15 protein-coding genes are annotated in these 23,657 nt (G+C 56.3%); 5 read left to right on the top strand and 10 right to left on the bottom strand.

Going from position 1 to position 23,657, the window contains the following annotated elements; all coding sequences use genetic code 11:
• Nucleotides 1-175 precede the first annotated feature (175 nt).
• The 5 genes from VLX68_08075 to VLX68_08055 all read right to left on the bottom strand — a co-directional run bounded on the left by VLX68_08075 (nt 176) and on the right by VLX68_08055 (nt 10,331).
• On the bottom strand, nt 176-5,008 hold the full coding sequence (locus VLX68_08075; GenBank protein ID HUI92188.1) for an Ig-like domain-containing protein: 4,833 nt from the start codon (nt 5,006-5,008) through the stop codon (nt 176-178).
• A complete protein-coding gene (locus VLX68_08070) occupies nt 5,002-5,724 on the bottom strand; it encodes a CsgG/HfaB family protein (GenBank protein ID HUI92187.1) in 723 nt (240 codons plus the stop codon). Before VLX68_08070 ends, VLX68_08075 begins: the two co-directional genes overlap by 7 nt.
• 230 nt (nt 5,725-5,954) lie before the next feature.
• Nucleotides 5,955-6,785: an FAD-dependent thymidylate synthase gene (gene thyX / locus VLX68_08065; protein HUI92186.1), complete on the bottom strand. Its 831-nt coding sequence runs from the start codon at nt 6,783-6,785 to the stop codon at nt 5,955-5,957.
• Nucleotides 6,786-7,026: 241 nt separating this feature from the next.
• Nucleotides 7,027-8,457, bottom strand: a complete 1,431-nt coding sequence (ahcY, locus tag VLX68_08060; protein ID HUI92185.1) for an adenosylhomocysteinase — start codon at nt 8,455-8,457, stop codon at nt 7,027-7,029.
• Nucleotides 8,458-9,011: 554 nt separating this feature from the next.
• On the bottom strand, nt 9,012-10,331 hold the full coding sequence (locus tag VLX68_08055) for an ATP-dependent 6-phosphofructokinase (protein HUI92184.1): 1,320 nt from the start codon (nt 10,329-10,331) through the stop codon (nt 9,012-9,014).
• A gap of 164 nt (nt 10,332-10,495) precedes the next feature.
• On the opposite strand from VLX68_08055, the gene VLX68_08050 reads away from it, so the two are divergent.
• Nucleotides 10,496-13,537, top strand: a complete 3,042-nt coding sequence (locus VLX68_08050) for an N-6 DNA methylase (GenBank protein ID HUI92183.1) — start codon at nt 10,496-10,498, stop codon at nt 13,535-13,537.
• Nucleotides 13,538-13,564: 27 nt separating this feature from the next.
• On the opposite strand, the gene VLX68_08045 is transcribed toward VLX68_08050, so the two are convergent.
• The 5 genes from VLX68_08045 to VLX68_08025 are packed head-to-tail and all read right to left on the bottom strand — an operon-like array spanning nt 13,565 to nt 16,347.
• On the bottom strand, nt 13,565-14,017 hold the full coding sequence (locus VLX68_08045; GenBank protein HUI92182.1) for an arsenate reductase ArsC: 453 nt from the start codon (nt 14,015-14,017) through the stop codon (nt 13,565-13,567).
• 6 nt (nt 14,018-14,023) lie between these two features.
• A complete protein-coding gene (locus VLX68_08040; protein HUI92181.1) occupies nt 14,024-14,572 on the bottom strand; it encodes a hypothetical protein in 549 nt (182 codons plus the stop codon).
• A gap of 43 nt (nt 14,573-14,615) precedes the next feature.
• The gene (gene hgcB, locus VLX68_08035) at nt 14,616-14,927 is read right to left on the bottom strand and encodes a mercury methylation ferredoxin HgcB (GenBank protein ID HUI92180.1); all 312 of its coding nucleotides are present in this window, start codon (nt 14,925-14,927) and stop codon (nt 14,616-14,618) included.
• On the bottom strand, nt 14,924-15,946 hold the full coding sequence (gene hgcA, locus VLX68_08030; protein HUI92179.1) for a mercury methylation corrinoid protein HgcA: 1,023 nt from the start codon (nt 15,944-15,946) through the stop codon (nt 14,924-14,926). Before hgcA ends, hgcB begins: the two co-directional genes overlap by 4 nt.
• Nucleotides 15,947-15,948: 2 nt before the next feature.
• A complete protein-coding gene (locus tag VLX68_08025; GenBank protein ID HUI92178.1) occupies nt 15,949-16,347 on the bottom strand; it encodes a metalloregulator ArsR/SmtB family transcription factor in 399 nt (132 codons plus the stop codon).
• A gap of 467 nt (nt 16,348-16,814) precedes the next feature.
• Between VLX68_08025 and VLX68_08020 the strand changes: the two genes are divergently transcribed.
• The 4 genes from VLX68_08020 (at nt 16,815) to VLX68_08005 (ending at nt 23,600) form a co-directional block, all read left to right on the top strand.
• Entirely contained in the window at nt 16,815-18,569 is a 1,755-nt protein-coding gene (locus VLX68_08020) for an Ig-like domain-containing protein (GenBank protein HUI92177.1), read from the top strand.
• Between the two features lie 138 nt (nt 18,570-18,707).
• Complete coding sequence (locus VLX68_08015) at nt 18,708-21,440, top strand: UPF0182 family protein (protein ID HUI92176.1); 2,733 nt, start codon at nt 18,708-18,710, stop codon at nt 21,438-21,440.
• A gap of 519 nt (nt 21,441-21,959) precedes the next feature.
• Nucleotides 21,960-22,595 (top strand): DUF47 family protein, encoded by a 636-nt coding sequence (locus tag VLX68_08010; protein ID HUI92175.1) that lies wholly within the window; start codon nt 21,960-21,962, stop codon nt 22,593-22,595.
• Between the two features lie 3 nt (nt 22,596-22,598).
• On the top strand, nt 22,599-23,600 hold the full coding sequence (locus tag VLX68_08005) for an inorganic phosphate transporter (protein ID HUI92174.1): 1,002 nt from the start codon (nt 22,599-22,601) through the stop codon (nt 23,598-23,600).
• Nucleotides 23,601-23,657: the final 57 nt, after the last annotated feature.

Genomic DNA, 23,657 nt, shown 5'->3' with positions numbered 1-23,657 from the left:
GAATTTAGTACAATTTATCAATGGAAGCAATTAAAAACAGTATTTGTCTGCATGAGAAATCATGGGGTTTCCAAGGGAGGTTGTTCTTTTCGCATTTTCCACTTGAAAACGTAATAAAAAAATCCCCCTTGACAAGCGGGGGATTTTTGGATGCATCGGCCCAAAATGTCGACCGCTACGGCCCGGGCATCACGCAGCCGCCGTTCTTATCGGTCTTTATCAGCCATAGTTTGTCGCCGTTGCCGTTGCTTTCATTGGTGCCGCATACGACAAAGCCGCCGTCCGGGGCAATGTCCACCGATTGCCCAATATCGCCGCCGGATTGTCCGTAATTCACCTGCCATGTTTGACTTCCATCGGAAGCCAATTTCATCAAAGAGGCCTGTTGGCCGCCGACGTTCATGGCATAGCCGGCCGCTATGTAACCGCCGTCCGACGTCTGCTTGACCGATGCAAGGGAGGCGGCGCCGGTGGAATACCCGGGAAAAACATTTGACCACACCTGCGCGCCAGTCGCGTCGGTTTTCAAAAAGTAGTTTTGCGGCACGCCGGAACTCGTCGGGGCCATTCCCGCGATCACCAGGCTTCCATCCGACGCCTGAATAATACTACCTGCGGACCAGTCGAAACTGCTTGTGGCCGGCATGCGTTTTTCCCACAGGGAGTCGCCGGCCATGGAAACTTTCCCCAGGTCGATGTCGGCGGCCATTCTGGTGGAGTTCCAGATACGTCCCGCATACACAGCCCCGGTGCCGTCGCCCAGCACCACAAGATCGTAGGCTTCGGTCTGGTACGTGTTGAATGATCTGCTCCACAAAAGGGTCCCGGATGCGTCGAGCCTGAAAATGCAGACATTGTCAACGCCTGCATTGGATGATTTACCGCCCACCAGGCACCCTCCGTCCGGCAATGCCCTGACGCAGTTCGCATGCACGCCTTGCGCCCAGTTATATGTTTTTGAGAAAAGCGCGCCTCCCGAGGCGCTCATCTTCATGACGAGCGCCGTCCAGACCGTGCCGTTGTACAGGGACCCCACGCAATACGCAAAGCTTTTGTCGGCAGCGGCGTCCATCTTGCCGGCGGACCAGGAGAGCCCGCTCGAATACGCATAGGTGAAAACGGTGTCTCCGATGCTGTCGAGTTTGCAGAAGAAAGGCAAGTGCAGGCCGCCCGCCTGCGGCTGAATGGTTCCGAATACGAAATAACCGTTTTGGGCGGCGGCCACGCTCGCGCCTTCGGATGCCGGCGTGTTCGGAAAGTAAAGCTTCTGGAACCAGAATTTGGTTTGGGAATAATTGGTCAACGACAGCGGCGTGGAATCCGATGAGGCGAAGCCCGACGGGTACGAATAGGATCCCTTCATCGCATACCAGTACTGGGTGCCCGGCGTCAGCCCGGTGTCCGCATAGTGGAGACCGGTAAGGCCTTGCGCGGCGATGGTCCAGGGGCCGGTGTTGTTTATTGACGAACGGAAAATCGTATAGTTGGTGCAGTATTGGATGGGCGCCCAGGACAAATAAACGTTGGTGTTGTTGAAACTGTCCACCGACGCGTAGTTCGGCTGGTTGAGGGGCTGCTTCAAAAAGAGCCAGAATGTTTTTGACCCCGTGCCTGAATAATTGTCGGTCGCGCTGACTTGAAGGGTGTTCCACACGTTGGCGTTGAGTGCCGCCGAAATGTTCCAGTTGGGGAAGGTGCCGCTCACGGTGGCGGCGTTGCCGTTCACCAGCGCCGACATGCTTGTGACGGTCGCCGGGGTGCTCACGGTTCCCGACACGGCGACGGGCGAGCTGTTGACAAGATTGGAATCCCGCTGCAGGTTGGGCGAACTGATGTAGACGATCGGCAGCGGGACCTGCGTGGTGGTGGCGTTCACCTCGTTGCTTGGCGTTGTCGAGGGGAATTTGTCAACGGTGAAAACCTTGAAATAATACTTGGTGTTCTGCTGCAGGTTGATTACGGTGCAGTATGACGTCGAGACATCGGTGATGGTGGTGTCGAGCGTGCTTGTTGTGGAGACGTTCGGCTGCTGCGAATGATAGACCTTGTACGACGCGAAGTCGTTGTCGGCGCTCACCGACCAGGTCAGGTGCACGCTATTGTAGGAGAAGATCGTGGGCGTTGCGAGCACCGCGGCGTCGGGCGGCGGGTCGTAGGTGAAGGTCGTCCGCAACGTTGCCTGGTTTTTTCGGGTGCTCGCGTCGGTTGCAACGATGAGGATATGGTTGGTGCCGGCGGTGCAGGGCATCGACCATGAATAATTGCTGCCCGACGGAGAAACGGTAACGCCGTTGATCGTCACCAGGGAAATGCCGCTTGCGTCCGTGATGGTGGCGCTTACGGTTGCGGTGCTCACGTTGACCGCGCTCGCGGGCGAGGCAAGGGCGATGGTCGGCGGCGTGGTGTCCGCGGCCGTTGAGTCGTAAAACAGGGTGAAATTCAGCACGGCCCGGTTATGGTTCGAGCTTGCGTCGATTGCATACGCCTTGAATGCGTTGGCTCCGGGCGCCAGCGTTCTGGTCTCAGAGTACATATTGCTGCTTAGCTGCAGGGTGTCGCCGTTCAGCGTGACCAGGGAAATTCCGTTCGCATCGGTCGCCGTAAGCCGGACCGTGACCGTCTTCACCGACATGACCTGGGAATCGGCGAGGGAAACCAGCGAGATTTTGGGCGGCGTCGAATCCGTAAGTGTGGAATCGTACGTGACGGTCAGGTTTTGCAGGGCCTTGTTGTGGTTGGGGCTCGCGTCCTGGGCGGTTACGGTGATGGTGTTCGATCCCTGGGTCAAATGCACCGGATGCTGGTAATTCGCGTTTGTCGAGGAGACCGTGTCTCCCCCGATGGTCACCAGCGCCACGCCGCTCTGGTCCGAGACCGTCACCTGGACCAGCACGGGTTGCGCGGAAAGCTTCTGGCCCGGCTGGGGCGAGACAAAGGTTATGGTCGGCGGCGTGTTGTCCGCGGCCGTCGTGTCGCATACGAGCGTGAAAACGAGCGTGTCTTTGTTATGGTTCGAGCTCGCGTCCTGTGCCACCACTTTTATGGTGTTCGTGCCGTTGACAAGAACCTCGTTCCGCTGGTAGTTGCCCGCGGTGAGGACCGCCGTGTCACCCATGATGGTGACCCACGCAATGCCGTTGGCATCGGTCGCAGTAACCTGGATGAGAGCGTTTCTCGACGAGACCACCTGGTTGTTGGTGTGCGAGACAAGCGTTATTTTGGGCGGAACCGTGTCGGCTGCGGTGGGATCGTAGGTAAGCGTAAATTTGAGCGTGTCTATGTTGCGGTTCGTGCTCTTGTCCTGAGCCAGCACCTTGATCTGGTTCACACCGGTTGCAAGCGTGATTGATTTCTCGTATTTGCCCGCATTGAGGACGGCCGTGTCGCCGTTGATGGTGACCCAGTTGATGCCGTTGGCGTCGGTGGCGGTCACCTGGATAAGCACGGGCGAGACCGATACGGTCTGTCCGGTCGTATGCGACACAAGGGTAATCGCGGGCGGGATCACGTCGGCCGCAGTGGAATCGTATATGAGGTTGATGCTCGTGGAATCCTTGTTGCCCGCGCCGTCGGTGGCGACCGCCCACACCGCGTTACTGCCGGGATGCGACAGTGAGATCACCGCGCTCCAGGTGCCGCTCGTGTAGGCGGCAGAAAAACCGTTAACCTTGACAGATGCAATTCCAGCCGGATCCGACGCCGTCCCGGTAACGGTGATGTTGAGCGGATTGCTCACCACGGTGTTGATCGACGGCGAGGTGATGGCCACCGAGGGCAGGGTCTTGTCCTGCGCCGCGGCGTTGTAGACAATGGCGATGGAATCGCGGGACACGTTGTGCTGCGGCGATGCGTCGGTCGCGGTGATGAGGAGCTTGTTCGGCCCGGCGGCCACGGGAACCGAGACCGACCAGGTGTTGTTCACGATCGTCGCCGCAACGCCGTTCACCAGCAGCGAGGCGACACCGCTGATGTCCGCCGTGGTCCCCGATATCATGACCGTTGCGGTCGCCACGGTGTCGCCGTTTCTCGGCGTGGCAACGGTGAAGACAGGACCCACGGTGTCCTTAACCGTGGTGTCGAGGGTCACGGTAAACGTGTCGGACGATTTGTTCTGCGAGGGGCTGTTGTCGATCGCCGTGATGATGATGGTGTTCTTTCCCGGGACAAGGTCTTGGTTGATCGAGAACGACGAGCCCGAAAGCGTAGCCGTCTGCCTGTTCACCTGGACTGCAAGCACGCCCGAGGGATCGGTCGCCGTCCCCAGTATGGTGACCGGCGTCACGGGCACCTTGCTGCTGTCGGCCGGCTGCAGGAGCGCGATGACCGGCCCGGTAACGTCATGCGCGCTGGCGGAATTGACAAGCGTGAGCGTGTCCCTGAGGGTGTTTCCCTTGTTGTCAACCGCGACAAAGGCGAACGTGTTCGTGCCGCTTACAAGGTCCACGTTGCGCGACCATTGGTCGCCGGTCACGGTAATTTCGGAAGTGCCCATTTTAAACGTGATCAGGCCGTAGTCCGCGTCGATCGTGCCGCTCAGGGTCGCCGAGGTGTTGGCCAGGGTGTCGTTGTTCTTGGGCGAGATGAAGGTGAGAACGATGGGGTGGGTGGAAAGTAATTCAATCTGCGGCTGGGCTACCACGTTGGCCTCGATCGTCACCGAAACGCTTCCCGAATCAAAGACCTGGCCGGCGCTGTCGAGCCCCTCGACGGTTACCACCACCACGCCGACGGGAACGCGCGTGATTTGGGCCTTGTGCGCCGAATCCGGGACCGTGATGCTGGTGTCTATCTCGGCACCCATGACCTGCATCCTGATGCTTTTTACCTGCGGGGGAACCGCAATGGTCGACGCGCCTTTCTTGAACAGCAGCACGGGGTACACCTCGCCGTACGGCTTCGATTCCGGTTTGTTAAACAGTGAGTCCCTGCCGCAGAACAGCAGGAGGAGGAAGCACGCCAGGGCGGCGGAAACGACGATGCTGAAACGGCTCTTTACTTTGGTTACCATTGTACCATCACTCCTCCGGTTTGCTGTTCGGGAACTTCAGAGTTTTTTCTTTCAAAAACGACATACGCGGCCGCTGCGCCGCCGCACACTACTACCGCGGCGGGCACCCAGAAATACCATTGTGTAAACAGCGATTTTTTCTTTTCCGGTTTCTGGGCCGCTTGCTGCGGCTGCGGCGCCGCGGCAGGGGCCGGAGCCGCCTGCGCGGGCTGGGCCGCGGCCGGGGCCTGCATGGCCGCTTTCGTCTTTTCAACGATCTGCTGGGCGATGGACGGGACCGACTTGGTGAGCACGTCGCTGATGGCGCATTTGCAGTCGAGGGTGACCGAGAACCGGACCTCGCCCGTCGCGACGTCAATCATCCGCGTGGAAAGCGTGTACATCCCGCCGATTTTTCCGATGGTGCCCGCGAAGATTTGCTTCACGCCCAGGATCTGTCCCATCTCGACCATGCAGGATTTGTCGTTGCACATGCCGCTCTGCTGGAACCCCTGTTCCTTGAGGATGGTTTCCATCTCGCCGCGCTCCATGACGCGGAAAATCTGGGCATTGATCAGCTCCGACCTGAACCGGTCGGAGATGATGCGCGCCTCCGACGCCTCGACCCCTTCGCCCGTCAGGTCGTTGACCGCGATGGGAATCTGGCCTTTGTCGGCGAAGCAGAGGCAGGGAGCAATGATCAATGCGGAGAGCAGAAAAACCAGGGCGCGTTTCATCGAAAATCTCCTTATTATGTGGTTCAAACGGAATCAAACGGGGTTCAGCGCATGGTAACTCATAATTATGTCATAAAATGTAGCATTTTTCAACGTAAAATAATGTGATGTATGTCACATCATTTAAAAAATTTAAACAAGGAAAAAACGGCAAAATGAGGGGTCCGGTTCAATTATCCTTCCTTATTATAATAGGTGAAATCGAAATTGGCAGAGGCGGTCAACGTTCCTTATGGATTACCGCCAAGCTTCCCTATAAGTCTCTCCTCCGCCTTGCCCTCAAGCCCCGAGGATTTTCCCTTAACCAGGTTCCTCACCGCCGTCATCTCGCTTTTTGAAAACCTCACGCCGTTCAGCACATGCTCCTCGAATGCCTCGAACGCGACAGGGCATACTTTTTTCCCGATTTTCAGGAGCACCGCGGCGTACTGGCGGATTTCCATCTGCGCGTGCGCGTCGAGCCGCAGCATGATAAAACGGAACAGGTTGTGCAGGTCGATCTGCCAGTACCATTCAGTGTAAAGGGACAGGGGCAGGTTGATTCTCGCGAGCTCGCGGGCGATGTTGTTTTCGAGAAGCGACTCGTATGCCCCATAGAGCTCGTTCTGATATTTCTTGAGGATGGTCAGCACCTTTTTCCGCAGCGCGGCCGGTACCGCGGTGGTCGCGCGGCCTTGCTTGTTGTTTTCGCTCTGAAACGCTATGTCGGCGGTCGACGGCATGTAGAATTCGTTCTTCATCACGCTGTAGCGGCCTGAAATCTCGTTGAGCCGCGCGGTGCGGTGCCGTATCCACTGCCGCGCCACGAAAATAGGCAGCTTCACGTGAAAGGTAAACACCACCTGCTCGAACGGCGAGGTATGGTCGTTGCGCAGCAGATAGTTGATGAGCCCCTTGTCTTCGCGGTAGGTCTTTGTCCCCTTGCCGTACGATACGCGGGCGGCCTGGACAATGCGCGAATCGTTGCCGAGATAGTCGACGAGACGGACAAAGCCTTTGTCGAGGACCTTGAATTTCTTGTCGAGGATTTTTTCGGCTGCGGGGGAGATGCAGTGGGACATGTTGAACTCCAGCTACGCCAGTTTTTCAAATAGTTGGAAATGCCTTTGAAGGCTCTCGCGTTAGGCAAGACTGGAGGCCGCGCGGGAGCGCGGTGCTGCCCGGACCCCGGCGGTCCGCCGCCATCGGGCCGTGGCAGCCCGAGCCGAAGGACGACGACCCTTGTGACCCTTGGAAATCCCTGACGAGGGAGAAGCACCCGAAGGGGTGGACCGCAAGGAGGAACGCCCAACCATTTATTTTTTAATATCTATAATGTTCCGCCTTGTACGGCCCCTCGACCGGCACGCCGATATACTCGGCCTGCTTCTTTGTCAGCGTGGTCAGCTTCACGCCGATCTTCTCCAGGTGCAGCCGCGCCACTTCCTCGTCAAGATGTTTGGGCAGGCGCGTCACGCCGGGCCTGTTCGTGTCCCTGTTTTTCCATAAATCAATCTGCGCCAGGGTCTGGTTGGTGAACGAGTTCGACATCACGAAGCTCGGGTGGCCGGTGGCGCAGCCCAGGTTCACGAGCCGGCCCTCGGCGAGCAGGTAGATGCAGTGGCCGTCGGGAAAGATGTATTTGTCAACCTGCGGCTTGATGTTGACCTTCTTGATGCCGTGATAATGGTTGAGCTTGTCAACCTGGATCTCGTTGTCGAAATGGCCGATGTTGCAGACAATGGACTGGTCCCGCATCTTCGCCATGTGGTCCGCGGTGATGATGTCGCAGTTGCCCGTGGTGGTCACGTAGATGTTGGCAAAGGGGAGCGCGTCCTCCACCGTGGTCACCTTGTAGCCGGCCATGGACGCCTGCAGCGCGCAGATGGGGTCGATCTCGGTCACCCACACCTGCGCCTTCTGCGACGAGAGCGATTCCGCGGAACCCTTGCCCACGTCGCCGTAACCGCACACCACCGCGATCTTGCCCGCGAGCATCACGTCCATGGCGCGCAGGATGCCGTCGGCGAGCGAGTGCCGGCAGCCGTAGATGTTGTCGAATTTCGATTTCGTCACCGAGTCGTTCACGTTGATCGCCGGAACGAGCAGCTTGCCCGCCTGCTCCATCTGGTACAGCCGGTGCACGCCCGTGGTGGTCTCCTCCGAAACGCCCTTCCATTCCTTGACCACCTCGTGCCAATGGCCCGGCTTTTTCTTGTACACGTTCTTGAGCAGGTCCTTGATCACGCCCTCCTCATGGCTTGACGAAGCGGAATTTATCCACGTGTCGCCGTTTTCGAGCTGGTACCCCTTGTGGATGAGGAGCGTGGCGTCGCCGCCGTCGTCCACGATGAGCTCCGGGCCCTTGCCGCCCGGAAACGAGAGCGCCTGGAAGGTGCACGCCCAATAGTCCTCGAGCGACTCGCCCTTCCACGCGAACACGGGAACGCCCGCCTTCGCGATCGCCGCCGCGGCATGGTCCTGCGTGGAGAAGATGTTGCACGATGCCCAGCGCACCTGGGCGCCGAGCTTCGTCAGCGTTTCAATGAGCACCGCGGTCTGGATGGTCATGTGCAGGGAGCCGGAAACGCGCACGCCCTTGAGCGGAGCCTCTTTCGCGTACTTTTCGCGCACGGCCATAAGGCCGGGCATTTCCTTTTCCGCAATTTCGATTTCCTTGCGTCCCCAGTCGGCAAGCCCGATGTCCGCGACCAGGTAGGGGAGCGCGTCCCAGACGTTGATGTGCGGTGCCATGATATAAAACTCCTTTTTTTAATAAATTTCTTCTGGAATTGAGAGCGAGAAAAAATAGTTGATGCTGGGATAAAAAATTAATAATTACTTAATGAGGTTGGGCGCCCCGCCGCTTTCGCGGCGGCGGCCGTCCTTCCGGTCTCGCCTTCGGCTCCGGCTGCCACGGCCCCTATATACCTGACGGCGAGGGCCGGGCAGCACCGCGCACTGGCGCGGCCTCCAGTCCTGCCTGGCGCGCGGGCAAGGGCGAACTTTCCGCAGTTATTTTTCCCCCTTATCAAGGTGGATACCGCCGGAGGCGGAGGGGGATGTTCCGCAGCGGATGCGTTGCGAAGGGGCGACGCCTCGCGAGCTTTAATGCGAGCGAACCAGCGCGCCCCTTTGCAGGAAAGGGTGTGCCCCCGGATCACTGCCGCCGCGCTATTGTTATATGTGACATTCTGCGGCGGCGGAAGCCGGGGGCCAGGGGAAACCACGAAGTGGTGTCCCCACCAAATAAGGAAATTAATTATTATTTGAGAACCGGTGCCGTGACCGGCAGGCGCCCAGATCATTTAACTTTTTAATAAAAGGGGCTGCCCGGTCCTGTCGATCACGTCCCGCCACAGCGGGCTCTCCGGATCGACCCGGTTGCGTTTCGATACGGCAAGTCTGATTGGTAAATGCACGAAGTTGTTATTGACAAGCGAGATGAGCACTTCGGTCCTGCCCGCCATGGCCGCGTGCGCGGCGTTTGATCCCAGGCGCGCGCAGTAAATGGAATCGGTGGTAATGGCCGGCGCGCTGCGGATCATGTAGCTGGGGTCTATGTATTTCACGCTTATCTCGATGCCCAGTTTTTCAAAATGCTCCTCGATGCGCTTCTTGAGATACAGGCCGATGTCGCTGAGCTTTTTATTGCCCGATGCGTCGGTGCCCGTGGCCTCGCCCGCAAGCTCCTGGCCCGCGCCCTCGGCGACGAGGATGACGGCGTGGCGGCGCGATTCGATGCGTTTTTTGAGCGACGCGAGAAGGCCTTTTTCGCCGTCGAGCTCGAACGGGACCTCGGGGATCAGCACGTAGTTGACGTCGCCGGAGGCCAGCGCGGTGTGCGCGGCGATGAACCCCGACTCGCGCCCCATCACCTTGACGATGCCCACGCCGTTCATCACGTCGTGCGCCTCAACGTGCGCGCTCTCGGCCGCCTCCACGGCGAGCGACACCGCGGTCTCGAAGCCGAAGCTCCGCTGGCAGAACGCAAGGTCGTTGTCGATGGTCTTTGGCACGCCGACCACGCTAAGCCGCGTGCCGCGCTTACACGCCTCCTGCGAAATGGCAAGCGCGCCCTTCATGGTGCCGTCGCCGCCGATGGCGAACAGCATGTTGATGTTCATCTGCTCAATGGTGTCGACCATGAGCGGGATTTTTTCCCCGCCGCCGCGCGAGGAACCGAGCATGGTGCCGCCGTTGTGGCGGATCTCCTCGACCGCGGAAGGCGTCAGTTCCATGGGCGCCACGCCGAATTCCGGAAGCAGGCCGCGGTACCCGTTTCTGATGCCCGTGATCCTGCGCACGCCGTACCGGTGCCACAGTCCCATGACGATGGAGTAGATCACGTCGTTGAGGCCGGGGCACAGGCCGCCGCACGTGACGATCGCGGCGTGCACCTTTGCCGGGTCAAAGAAGATCTTTTCCCGCGGACCCGCGAGCTCAAGGAGGTTCTGTTTTGCAAACGGGCCCTGCGCGACGCCGGGCCGCGCCGCGATGTCGTACATGATGAACTGCTCGTCGGTCGCGTAATTCGCGATGAGGTCGTCGGGCAGTTTCGACAACACGATGGGCGACTGGATGCGCGGCGCGCCGAGCGAGGGGATGGAAAAATCGAAAAGCTCCATGGGATGCTCCTGAAAATGGGGAAGCGGCGAATAGGAAAATACGTTAAAGGGGTGATGAATTAAAGGGTTAATGCGTCGGGAGGAGATTCTCCCATGATTCTTTTAAAACGGGCGACCGCATAACTATTTTACTGATGACACCGCGTTGAAGGGACAATTCCCGAATGCCCGTTCCTCAAGAAATAAGCCTGCTCGTAAACCGGTTCAAGCAAAACATTTCCTCGTATTCCTCCCCGTCGTACAACGAAGCGCAACTTCGCCAGGAATTTCTTAATCCTTTCTTTGGAGCGCTCGGCTGGGACGTCGCCAACAAGCAGGGATTCGCCGAGGCGTACAAGGAAGTGATCCATGAGGACGCGGTCAAGATAGGCACGGCGACCAAGGCGCCGGATTATTCGTTCCGGGTCGGCGGGACGCGCAAGTTTTTCGTCGAGGCAAAAAAACCGTCCGTCAACATCAGGGAAAACGCGATCCCGGCCTTTCAGCTCCGCCGTTACGCCTGGTCGGCGAAATTGCCGCTCTCGGTCCTTTCGGATTTCGAGGAGCTTGCGGTTTACGACTGCAGGGTGAAGCCCGCGAAAACCGATAATGCGGCCGTCGGAAGAATCCTGTACATCAAATACGATGAATACGAAAAACGCTGGGACGAAATAGCAGGTATTTTTTCAAAGGACGCGGTGCTCAAAGGCTCGTTTGACAAATACGCCGAGGAAAACAGGGCGAAAAAGGGCACCACCGAGGTGGACGACGCGTTCCTTTCCGAGATAGAGGAGTGGCGCGATCTGCTTGCAAGGAACATCGCCCTGCGCAATGAAAAACTCTCGAACCGCGAACTGAATTTCGCCGTGCAAAGGACCATAGACCGCCTGATTTTCCTGCGCATCTGCGAAGACCGGGGAATAGAGGACTACGGCCGCCTGCAAGCTCACCTGAACGGCGAAAATGTTTATAAACGGCTGTGCGTGCTTTTCAGGGAGGCGGACGACAAATACAATTCCGGGCTCTTTTATTTCCGTGAGGAAAAAAACAGAAAAGAAGGGCCGGACATCGTTACGCTGGGTCTTGACATTGACGACAAGGTGCTCAAGCAGATAATCGAGAAGCTGTATTACCCCGAAAGCGCCTATGAATTTTCCGTGCTGCCCGCCGACATTCTTGGCCAGGTGTACGAACAGTTTCTTGGAAAAGTGATCCGGCTTACGGCAGGACACCAGGCAAAGGTAGAAGACAAACCAGAAGTAAAAAAAGCCGGCGGCGTGTTTTATACACCGACGTATATCGTGGATTATATCGTTAAGAACACGGTGGGAAAGCTGGTGGAAAACATAGCGCCTAAAAAAGCGTCGGAACTCCGCATCCTCGATCCCGCCTGCGGCTCGGGCTCGTTCCTCATTGGGGCGTATCAATACCTTCTGGACTGGCACAGAGAATGGTACACGAAAAACGACCCGGACAAATGGACCACCGGAAAAAATCCAACGCTTTACAAGGCGCGAGCAGGTGAATACCGTCTTACCACACCGGAGCGTAAAAGAATTCTGCTCAATAATATTTACGGAGTGGACATCGACACGCAGGCGGTGGAGGTTACGAAGCTCTCGCTTTTATTGAAAGTCCTGGAGGGAGAAAACGAGCAGAGCATTGCGCAACAACTGAAATTGTTCCACCAGAGGGCGCTGCCGGATTTGGGGAATAATATCAAGTGCGGGAATTCTTTGATTGAACACGATTATTACCACTCCGAAGGCGTTCAGGAGACAATGGCCCTGTATGACGGGCATGAAAGCGCCGGGGATGACGAAGAGTATAAGATAAACGCGTTTGATTGGAAGTCGGAGCAGGGGTTTAAGGAGATTATGGAGCGGGGAGGGTTTGACGCGGTGATTGGGAACCCGCCGTATGTGCGCCATGAAATGCTCGGGCAATTCAAGGACTATTTCAAAAACCATTATAAAGTGTTCCACAGCTCCGCCGATCTCTATACCTATTTTATTGAGCGAGGTGTGTCTTTGCTCAACGGTTCCGGCTTGTTCTCGATTATTGTCGCAAACAAGTGGATGCGTGCGAATTATGGGGAACCGTTACGCAAATGGATGAAAGAACAAACGATTAATGAGATTATTGACTTTGGGGATCTGCCGGTCTTTAAAAATGTGACCACCTATCCGTGCATTTTAAAGCTTTCCCAAAATAAGCCGCTCGGCAAAATGAGGGTATGCAAAGTCACGAGCTTGGAATTCAAGGATTTGATGGAATACGTTTCGGAACATGTCGCGATTATGTCACAAACCCCGTTGCCGGATTCAGGCTGGAGCCTTGCGGACAAAAAGACTGAACAATTGTTAAATAAAATCCGAGGGAAAGGAATTAGGCTTGAGGAATATGTCGGGGGAAAAATTTATTATGGGATTAAGACTGGATTAAATGATGCTTTTGTTATTGATGAAAAAATTAAACGAAGCCTCGTTAGAGAGGACAAAAACAGCAAAGAAATAATAAAGCCGTTTTTAATGGGAAGGGACGTAAACCGATATTTTACGGTGTGTGAAGGGCAATATTTGATTTTTACAAAACATGGCATTGATATTGAGAAATATACCGCGATACAAAAATATTTAACAAAATTCAAAGACCAACTCGCGCCCCGCCCTAAGAACTGGAAAGGCAAGGAGTGGGATGGAAGAAAACCTGGTGCCTATAAATGGTATGAAATTCAGGATACCATAGATTATTACAATGAATTTGAGAAACCAAAAATAATTGTACCGGCAATCATTCAAAAAGCAACCTACTGCCTTGATACGACGGGATATTATTCGAATGATAAAACCACAATTATAGGTTCCGATGATCTATATCTCTTGGCGTTGCTTAATTCAAAAACCGTTGATTTCGTCATGCATTCCATTTCATCGACAAAGCAGGGGGGCTACTTCGAATATAAGCCGATGTACTTATCAGAATTGCCCATCCGCAAGATAGATTTTTCCAATTCTGCAGAAAAATCCCTCCATGACAAAATTGTCTTCATGGTTTCTTCCTTGCTTGAGGACCATAAGAAACTTTCCCGCACCCCACCCAGTCACATGCAGACCGTCCTGTCCCGCAAGATAGAATCTACAGACAATAGAATCGACGAACTCGTCTACGAACTCTACGGTCTCACCAAGGAAGAGATCAAGATCGTCGAAGGAAATCAGCAATAGACTTTTCCTCGCACCCTCCCCCTATTATTATTTATATGGATCCATTTTGGGATCTCCCGGGACCTCAGGCAAATTCTCAACAAACTTCCTAATCTCGTCACGCACCCTGCGAAAGACTTGGAGAATCTCCTCCTCGGATTTCAGTGATTTCGCAAGGTGCGGCGGATCGTCGAATCCGGCATGGAACCGTTTTGTCTTTCCGGGAAATACCGGACAGGTCTGATACGCTTCATCGCACATGGTTACCACATAGTCAAAAGGAATATCCATCAGCTCGCTAACGTGCTTTGACCGCTGGCTTGAGATGTCAACGCCCGCTTCCGCCATGACCTTGACGGCAAGCGGATTCACGCCGTGGACCTCGACGCCCGCGGAATAGGCTTCTATTTTATCGCCCTTGAGCGTTCGCGTCCAGCCCTCGGCCATCTGGCTGCGGCACGAGTTGCCGGTGCAGAGGAAAAGGATTTTCAATTTTTCCATATGTTCTTATTTTTCCCTTACTCCCATTTGACCGGCCTGGGGGCAAATGAATTTTGAGCGGCAGTGAACGCAAGCCATGCCGGGAATAATGACGAAGAAACGCAGAGCAAGGAGCACAAAGAGGCCGATCACCAATCCCAACAGCAAAAGGTTGAATTTGAACACAAGGAAGATTGCACCGCAGAGAATCGGCAGGACCAATGACAAAATGTAAAGATTGTTTTGACACAACAGCCCTTTGGCCCTGTTCGGAAAATTTGCCGGCTTGCCGGGTTTTGCAATGAGACGCGCGAAAACATTCAACCCCGAGATGCAAAGACTGTCCGGCAGCCTGAAGTACACGCAGTTGGTGCAGACCTTCATGGGCATGATTATATACATTTCCAGAAAGGAAAGCGCCGTGTAGAGCACCGCAACAATAATCCCTGTTGATCCAATGACCTTGGTCAGGAATAAGAAAATGAAACCGCCGGCGAGGAAATGCACCATGGTCGTGCCATTGTACATGATAACGCTCGACACCGGATATCTATCAAATATTTCAGCCTTGGACATGCGTCATCCTTCCTGAAACAATAATGAGCACATTCGATAGCCGCTAGCAGCATGTCCCCGAAGAAACGGCGCCGCTGCAATCGCAGGTGCCGAGGTCGGGATCGCCTTTTGTCAGGATGCCGTTTATCATTGCGGTTGCGCATCCGACCCCGCTTTTCACCGAGAGCGCGCCAAACGCGCAGTTCTGCGAGCAGGCGCCGCATTCCATGCAATTGTCAAGCGCAATGATATGAGCACGGCGGTCATTGATATCGAAAACACCGTGCGGGCATACTTCGACGCACCGTCCGCAGCCGGTACATTTTTCAGAAGCAAGTTTTAAGGTGGACACCCCGCGTAAATAAAATTGATTCATGAAAACCTCCAGAACCGGTAAAGTGCCGCGGCAAACAAGACAAGTGAAATTCCCGCGCCTGCAAGGTACAGCGGCAACGCGATTTTCAATTCGGCTTTAACGCCCGACGGAGAAGTGAAGGTGGTGCTCCCGGTAAAAAGGAACGCCTGATACGAGCTGAACGCAGGCATTGCCACCAGGCAAAATGCTGCGAGGAAAACATCGGTGCGAACCGGCTGGAGGAATAAAAATACCGCCACCGCACCGATCAGGCCGGTGCAAAATCCTTTGAATGAAAAAGCCCGGCCTGGAATGAACGGCAGCAGCAGCGGCGGCAGGCCGGAGCCGGTGAACACCGATGTCAGCCCGGCAACAACAATCGGCCAGACGCCGGCCAATGCTTGCTTAAAGATAATGCCGGTGCGGGTGATGCCGAAGAGGATGGCTGCGATAAGAAGAAACACACCCAGGGTTTTAAGAGCGGGAACGGCCTCCATGGGAACAAGTTTGGCCCTATCGACAATGGAAAACCGCACCCGTCGCATGTCGGGGGTCGCGGAGAAATTATTGTCAAGATATGCCGGGATGTCCGATGCGCGAATCGGCCCGAATTTTATTGTAAATCCGCTTGCCTTGTGCAATTTCGAGGCATTAACCCCGGAGGCGCTCAGTTGCGGCAAAATAAGTGTCCGGTGCGATACTTTCGAACCCAGGTCGCTGGCTGTCAGCTGCCGCACGATCTCGGCAGTGCAAAACGTCCCTTTGCCTGCCGCGCACCAGACGTTGATGCCTCTTGTGTTCAGCACCAGGACATGGACATTTCTATTCTCCATCGCCTTTCGAACGTGGTTGCAGGTCAACCGGTAATTGGCGGTGACCAATACATTTGATTCTTGCGACGGGTTGCCTATCCGATAAAGCCCTGGTTTGATGGAATACTTCATCCTGAATTTATCGCTGACGCGACACAGCACGTCTCCCATGAAATTAAGGGGAGGAAGGTGAGGGGCGGCCGTGTCGCACTTCGGAGATGCGATCATGGTTACGACGCCTCCCGGTCCTTGCGCCGTTGAAATTTATCCTGACGTTTCTTGCAAAGGTATTCGGGGCTGCGCTGGAGGATTTTTGACAATTTCTTGCCGTCCTCAATGATTTGATTATCCTTTGTCAACGAGATAAACAACCAATCCAGAACGCCGTGGATAACCGGCGTTTTTTGCAAAGCTTCAGGCAGGCGGTAATAGATCCAGCGTTTTTCCTTGCGGCTGTTCACGAGCCCGGCATGTTTTAAAACAGTCATGTGCTTTGAAACAGTCGAGGGGGCCAGCCCGAGTAACTCAATTATACGGCATACGCACAATTCGCCTTTTCTGAGGGCAAAAAGGGTGCGAACCCGGTTAGCGTCCGACAAAGCCTTTGCGATGGTTATCATTTCTTTCATTTTTTGATCATGCCTCCAATATACGCCAGTTATCATCATGATCCGGTTATTTAATAGGTGACAACCGTTCGCCCTGAGCTTGTCGAAAGATGAACGCTCATGGTTCGACGCGCTCACCACGAGCGGTATGGGTTTCCATCAAAAATGTCGTCTATATTCTGACCTCATTAATAATTCTACATTTCGCCACATATAGAAATATAATTTAAAAAACGACCTGTATCAAATCTTCGGCCTCGTGTGTGAGTTGACGCCGTTACGAACAACTAAATCAAGATCATCGAAGGAAATAATCAATAAGTTTGAGCCCCCCGTTTTCACAGACTTCGCGAAATGCCATTCCTTTCCATATTATATAGCGCAATCATCAAATCAACAATTCCTCGCTTCATCCTCCCTCTATATTGTAATTTCTTTTATTCCTCTATCGCTTCATCATGGCCATTTTTATTGACAGATTTTATTTCATGAAACATCCTCACACCAATTTTATGAACACAGGTAAACTTTTTTTATTCATCTTCATTTCATCAACAATAATATTCTATTTGTCCTGCGCCCACCAGATCCCTCCCAGCGGCGGGCCGGACGACAAGACGCCGCCGAAGGTGCTGTGGGCGGCGCCGCCGGCGGGCACGGTGAACGTGCCGAAAAAAAGCGAGATCGTCTTCAATTTTTCCAAATGGGTCAGCCCACAGAACATCGACAAATGCCTGAGCGTTTTCCCATTGCCGTCCGGCGGGGTGAAGATAAGCGTATCGGGCAGAAAGATAACGGTGAGGCCCAAGGCCGTCTTTTCCGACTCAACGACCTATCACATCGTTTTCAACACCTCGCTCAACGATTTGCACGGCAATTCCATCGGCACGCCGTACCAGCATTATTTCTCCACCGGCCCCACCATCGACAGCGGCAGGGTGTTCGGCTGCGTGGCGCTCGGCGACGCAAAGGGCGTGCAGCCAAAGGTGGCGCTGTACACGAGGGCGGGCAAGGGCGACACCATTTATTTCGGCCTGCCGTCGTACCTGACGCAGACCGACAGCGGCGGCTCGTTCTCGTTTGAAAACATCCACCGCGGCGCCTACGAGATCCTCGCCTTTACCGACGCGAACGGCAACAACCGGCTCGACCCGACGGGCGAGGCGGCGTTCGCGCCGGTGCAAAAGAACATCGTGCTCGACCGCACCGCGGGCCCGCTCGTGCTGTACCCCGTCAACTGCGACACCAGCACGCGGCACATCGCCACGCTTTCGCCGCTCTCGCGCACCTGCATCGCGGGTGAATGGGCGGGCGGCGGCACCCTGCCCGATTCCCTGTACGATGCGGCGTGGCGCATCGAGGCCGTGGAATCGCCGCGCGTGGTCGCGATACAGAACTATTTCACCGTGCTGCATACAAGACGGTTCCTGCTTGGGCTCGCGGACACGCTCGGCCTTGCGCCGTTCAGGCTGGTGTACACGAAACATGCGCCCATGCTTTTCGGTACGACGACCGTTCTGCGGGACACGATCCGGTTCAACGGCCTGACGAACGCCGACACGGTGCGGCCGGCGGTAAGGGGTTTTGATCCCAGGACGAATGCGGAATTGAAACCCGTCATAAAGCTGTTCTGGTCCAAGCCTGTGCGGTCGGCCGCGGCGCAATGGCCCTGCCTGGACACGCTCAAGAACAGGGTTGATGTCAATTTGTCAAGGGGATTCGGCGACACCACGACGCTGACGCCGGTCCGTGCCTTGACGCCGGACATGGGATACTCCATCAGGATTCCCGATTCGGTGTTTACCGACATCGGCGGGAACAGCCCGCACGATTCGCAGGGCGTCGTCATCAGCTTCGTGACGATTTCGGAAAAGGACATCTGCTTCAGCATCTCGGGGAGCGGCGCGTCGTGCCCCAAGGGCGACAGCGCGCTGCTGTGGCAGTTTCTCCCGCTGGGAAAGCAGAATTCCTATTTTTCAAGGGACGCGGCCGGCAAGTTCCGCTTCGATTCCCTTCTGGCCGGCAAGGGAAGAATCAGGCTTTTCTCCGATGTCAACCATGACAGCGTTCCCACCCCCGGTAGCCTCATTCCGTGGACGCCGCCGGAACAATACTGGGTTTTTCCCGACACCGTCGAGGCGCGCGCGCGCTGGGACGTGGAGGGCGTGTCGGTCACGTGCGAGACGTGCAAGTCCAAAGCGATGCCGGCGCAAAAGCCGGCCGTTGAGGAAAAGAAGAAGTAAGACGCCTCACCCATCACCCCGCCCCTCGCAATGCTCGGGGCACCCCCCTTCCCCTCTCCACCCGTGGACAGGGGAAGGGTCCGGGGAGAGAAGGAGTGAGGCGGGCGAAACGGAAGCAACAGAAAAAAAGGAGATCTCATGCCTTCACAAAGGAAAATCAGGCACCTCGGATGGTGGATCGCGGCCATCGTGGTTCTGCTCGTCGTGGTGTTTGCCAAGAACATCGTGATGTTCGTCACCGATTATTTCTGGTACCGGGAGCTCGGATACGCTCAGGTCCTCGTTAAAATGGTCCTGTCGCAGGCGGGCGTTTCGGCGGTCGCCGGACTTGTGGCGTTTATCGTGATCTACGGCAACCTCCTGCTCGCGCAGAAGCTGTCAAAGCCGCTCTCATTCACGGCACGAACGCCCTGGACGCCGTACATCGAGGCGTACGGCATAATGCCGTTTGTCAAATACGTGCTGCCCCTTGCCGCGGTCGCGGCCGCTTTTTTCATCGGCAGCGTCGCCAGCGGGTACTGGGACCTCTTTCTCAAGTTCAAGGGCGCGGTACCGTTCGGCACGGCCGACCCGCTTCTGGGCAAGGACATCGGGTTCTACGTGTTCAAGCTGCCGTTTTACCGGCTCCTCTATAATGGCGGCCTCGCCATATGCCTGCTGTCGCTGGCGGGAAGCTTTATCGTTTATTTTTTGCGGCAGAACATCACGTTCACCGGCCGGTGGGTCAAGGCGGCGGGTGCCGCCAAGGCGCACATTCTCGTCCTCACCGGGCTGGCCGTGGCGTCGCTGTATTTTCTGTTCCAGTTCCGCATGTACGACATGTTGAACGGCGTCGGACGCATCGTCAACGGCGCCGGCTATGCCGATATCCATTTCTACCTGCCGTTTCTCAGGCTCATGCGCTACATCTCCCTGGCGGCCGCGCTTCTCGTGTGGCTCAACCTCTGGACCAAGACACTCAGGTTCGCCATCGGCGGCATCCTGCTCGTGTTCCTCATGTACCTCATCGGCCGGGGCGCGAGCGGCATCGTGCAGCAGGTGGTGGTTCTGCCCAACGAGGTGAACAAGGAGTCGCCGTACATCAAATGGAGCATCCAGAACACGCGCGCCGCGTACAACCTCGACGTCATAGAAGAAAAGCATTTTTCGCCCACCGACAACCTCACGGCCGAGCTCGTGCGCAAGAACGACCTCACGGTGAAAAATATCCGTTTGTGGGACAACGCGCCGCTGCTCACCACGTTCTCCCAGCTCCAGGAGATCCGCACCTATTACAAGTTCCTCGACGTGGACAACGACCGGTACTTGATAAACGGCAAATACCGGCAGGTGATGCTGTCGTCGCGCGAGCTCGTGGCGTCGAGCCTCCAGAACCGCAACTGGATCAACGAGCATTTCTCGTTCACCCACGGCATCGGCCTGTGCATGGGGCCGGTGAACAACGTCACCAGCGAGGGACTGCCCGAGTTTTTCGTCGAGAACATCCCGCCGGTGGGAAGCGCCGACATCAAGGTGACGAGGCCCGAGATCTACTACGGCGAAGCCGACGCCGATTACGCAATTGTCAAGACACGGTTCAAGGAGTTCGACTACCCGTCGGGCGACCAGAACGTCTATACCGAATACAAGGGAACGGGCGGCGTCACCATGGGCGGCGCGCTCAAGAAGCTCCTGTTTGTGACCAGGTTCAACGAGCTCAAGATTTTCCTCTCCACCGACATCACCGCGGACAGCAGGATTTTATACTACCGTAAAATAGGCGAGCGCGTGAAAAAGGCCATGCCGTTCCTCGAGTACGATTCAGACCCGTACATGGTGATCGCGAAGGACGGCAGGCTCGTGTGGTTCATCGATGCCTACACCACCACCGCGGCCTACCCGTATTCGGCGTACGTGCGCGGCGTGGGCAACTACATCCGCAATTCGGTGAAGGTGACGGTCGACGCATACAACGGCACCGTGTCGTACTGGGTGGCCGACCCCAGGGACCCGATCATCAAGGCGTACGGCCGGATCTTCCCGAACGTGTTCAGGCCCATTGCGGAAATGCCCGTCGACCTCCGCTCCCACATCCGTTACCCGCAGTCGCTGTTCGGCATCCAGGCAAAGGTGTACGCGCTGTACCACATGACCGACCCGCAGGTGTTTTACAACAAGGAAGACCTGTGGAAGATCCCGGAGAGCTTTTCGGAGGGCGAAACCAAGCAGATGTCGCCGTACTTCACCATCATGAAGCTCGCCGAGGTGGGAACGCAGGAGGAGTTCATCCTCATGGTGCCGTTCTCGCCCGCCAAGAAGGAGAACATGATCGCGTGGCTCGCGGCGCGGTGCGACGAGCCCAACTACGGCAAGCTGCTCGTGTTCAATTTTCCCAAACAGCAACTGGTGTACGGTCCGAGCCAGATCGAATCGCGCATCAACCAGGACCCCGACATCTCCAAGCAGATCACGCTGTGGAACCAAGGCGGCTCGCGCGTGATATGGGGGAGCCTGCTCGTGATCCCGGTGGAGCAGTCGCTTTTGTACGTCCAGCCGCTGTACCTCGCGGCGGAGAACGGCGGCGTTCCCGAGCTGAAACGGGTGATCGTGTCGTACGGCAACTCAATCGCCATGGAGGAGACGCTCGAGAAGTCCCTGAACGCGATCTTCGGAGGCTTGACGCAGGCCCAGCAGGCCATTGCGCCCCCGCAGCAGCCGGGCGCCCCGGTCGGGGAACCGGAATCCGCATCTGTAAAGAAGCTCGTCGCCGAGGCCAACCGCCAGTTCGAAATGGCGCAGCAGGAATTGGCAAAGAAGAACTGGGCGGGATATGGAGCGGCGATGGATGAGGTGCAGAGAATATTGAAAGAAATGGGCAGTAAAGTTAAATAAAGAAGATCATCTGGTGGGGGCACCGCTTCGCGTTTCCCCCTGGCCCCACATGTAGAGACGCAGCGCGCGCGTCTCTACATTGCGGGGCACACCCCCTCCAGCAAAGGGCCGCGCGAGTTCGCTCGCTTGACACTCGCGAGGCGTCGGCCCTTCGCAACGCAACCTCAGCGGTGCAACCCCCTCCGCTTTCGGCGGTTTCCCCCTTGGAAAGTGGGGGGTCTTGTATTGAATTTTGTATTGGTTGCTAGGTTCCACAACGATGCTCGATGGGCGTCGCGATTGCTCTTTACTAACTGGAATTCGCCGTCGCGTCAGGGGCGACCGCAGGCCGTCGCTGGAGCGCGGTGCTGCCCGGCCCTCGCCGACACGCATATAGGGGCCGTGGCAGCCCGAGCCTGAGGTACGAAGGCGAGGGGAACGCCCAAGATTTTCTTATTTTTAATCTCTAGATTTTTATTATATTAGTAGGCTTTTTAATCCCCGCATTCAAGGACCTGGCCATCGTCAAAGAAGGACGTAATGAACATACTCGACCTCCTGCTTCCCCGCGAAACGAAATTCTTCAATTACATGGAACAGCAGGTGGAATTCCTCATCAAGGGGTGCCAGACCTTCAAGGAACTGGTGGGGAAGATCGAGACGATGTCGGAGGACGCGATAAAAAAGGAGCTGCTGGTCATCAAGGACTGCGAGTCAAAGGGCGACGACGTTGAACACCTGATCATCGAGGAGCTCGACAAGACGTTCATCACGCCGATCGACCGGGAAGACATCCACACGCTCGCCATCAACGTCGACCGCGCGCTCGATATTTTAAACAGCATCTCGCGGAAGATCGAAATTTACCGGATCCGGCAGGTGCCCGCCAACGTGTGGAAGTTCGCCGACATCATTGTGAAAATCGCCGCGCAGATGAAGCTGGCCGTCTGCCATCTGAGAAACCGAAAGGGCATCCAGGACATCGCCAAACAGATGCACGAGCTCGAAATCCAGGCCGACGAGTTGTTCCACGAGAGCATGGCCGAACTCTTCAACGCGAAAGACCCCATACACATCATCAAGTTCAAGGAAGTGTACGAACACCTCGAGAACGTCGTGGACGCCGTGGACTACGTGGGCAAGATCGTGCGCGGCATAAAGGTGAAGCAGGGCTAGCCCGTGATCAGCTCGTTTTCACTCGTGGTTGTCATCGTCATCATCGCGCTGCTGTTCGACTTTGTCAACGGGTTCCACGACGCCGCCAACGCCATCGCCACCGTGGTGGTGACGCGCACGCTCACGCCCGGCCAGGCCGTGCTCATGGCGGGGCTCGCCAATTTCATCGGTTATTTCACCTTCGGGGTCGCCATCGCCAAGACCGTGGGCAAAGGCATTGTCCACATCGACCACGTGACCCTCACCGTGGTGCTCGCCGCGCTCTGCGGCGCGATTATCTGGAACATCATCACCTGGCTCATCGGTCTTCCCACGTCGAGCAGCCACGCGCTCATCGGCGGGCTCGTGGGCAGCGGCGTTGCCGCGGCCGGCGTGCACGTCGTCATTTGGAGCGGCGTGCTCAAGATCGTGCTCTTCATCGTGTTCGCGCCGTTCATCGGCATGCTGGGCGCCGTCATTTTCACGCTTGTTATTTTCTGGATATTCAGGCGCGCGAGCTATTCTGGTTCGTCAAGGATCTTTAAGTATATGCAGCTCGTGTCGTCGCTGTGGTACAGCGTGGGCCACGGCACCAACGACGCACAGAAGACCATGGGCGTGATCGCGCTCGCGCTGTTCACGGGCGGGGCAACGCAAACCTTTGAGCTCCATGGGTGGGTGGTATTTTCCTGCTATACGGCCATCGCGCTCGGCACCATTTTCGGCGGGTGGCGCATTGTCAAGACCATGGGGACCAAGATCTCCAAGATCCATGCCATGGAGGGCTTCTGCGCCGAGAGCGCGGCCGCGCTCGTGCTGCTCGGCACCGCGCATTTCGGCATCCCGGTGAGCACCACGCACGTGATCGCGGGCTCCATCATGGGCGTGGGTACCGTTGAACAGGCGGCCAAGGTGCGGTGGATCACGGCGCGCAAAATTTTATACGCCTGGCTGCTCACCATCCCCGTTGCGGCGTTTATCGCCGCGATCTCGTATTTCGCGCTGGCGCCGGTGGTGGGGAAATAATCCTTTTCTCGCGCCGGCATTTTCCTTTCCCGCAAACGTCCGCTGACCAATTTATAA

The sequence above is a fragment of the Chitinivibrionales bacterium genome, assembly GCA_035516255.1.
Taxonomy (GTDB): domain Bacteria; phylum Fibrobacterota; class Chitinivibrionia; order Chitinivibrionales; family FEN-1185; genus FEN-1185.
The sequence above is the reverse complement of the archived record's forward strand: the minus strand, read 5'-3'. Positions and strand labels throughout refer to the sequence as shown.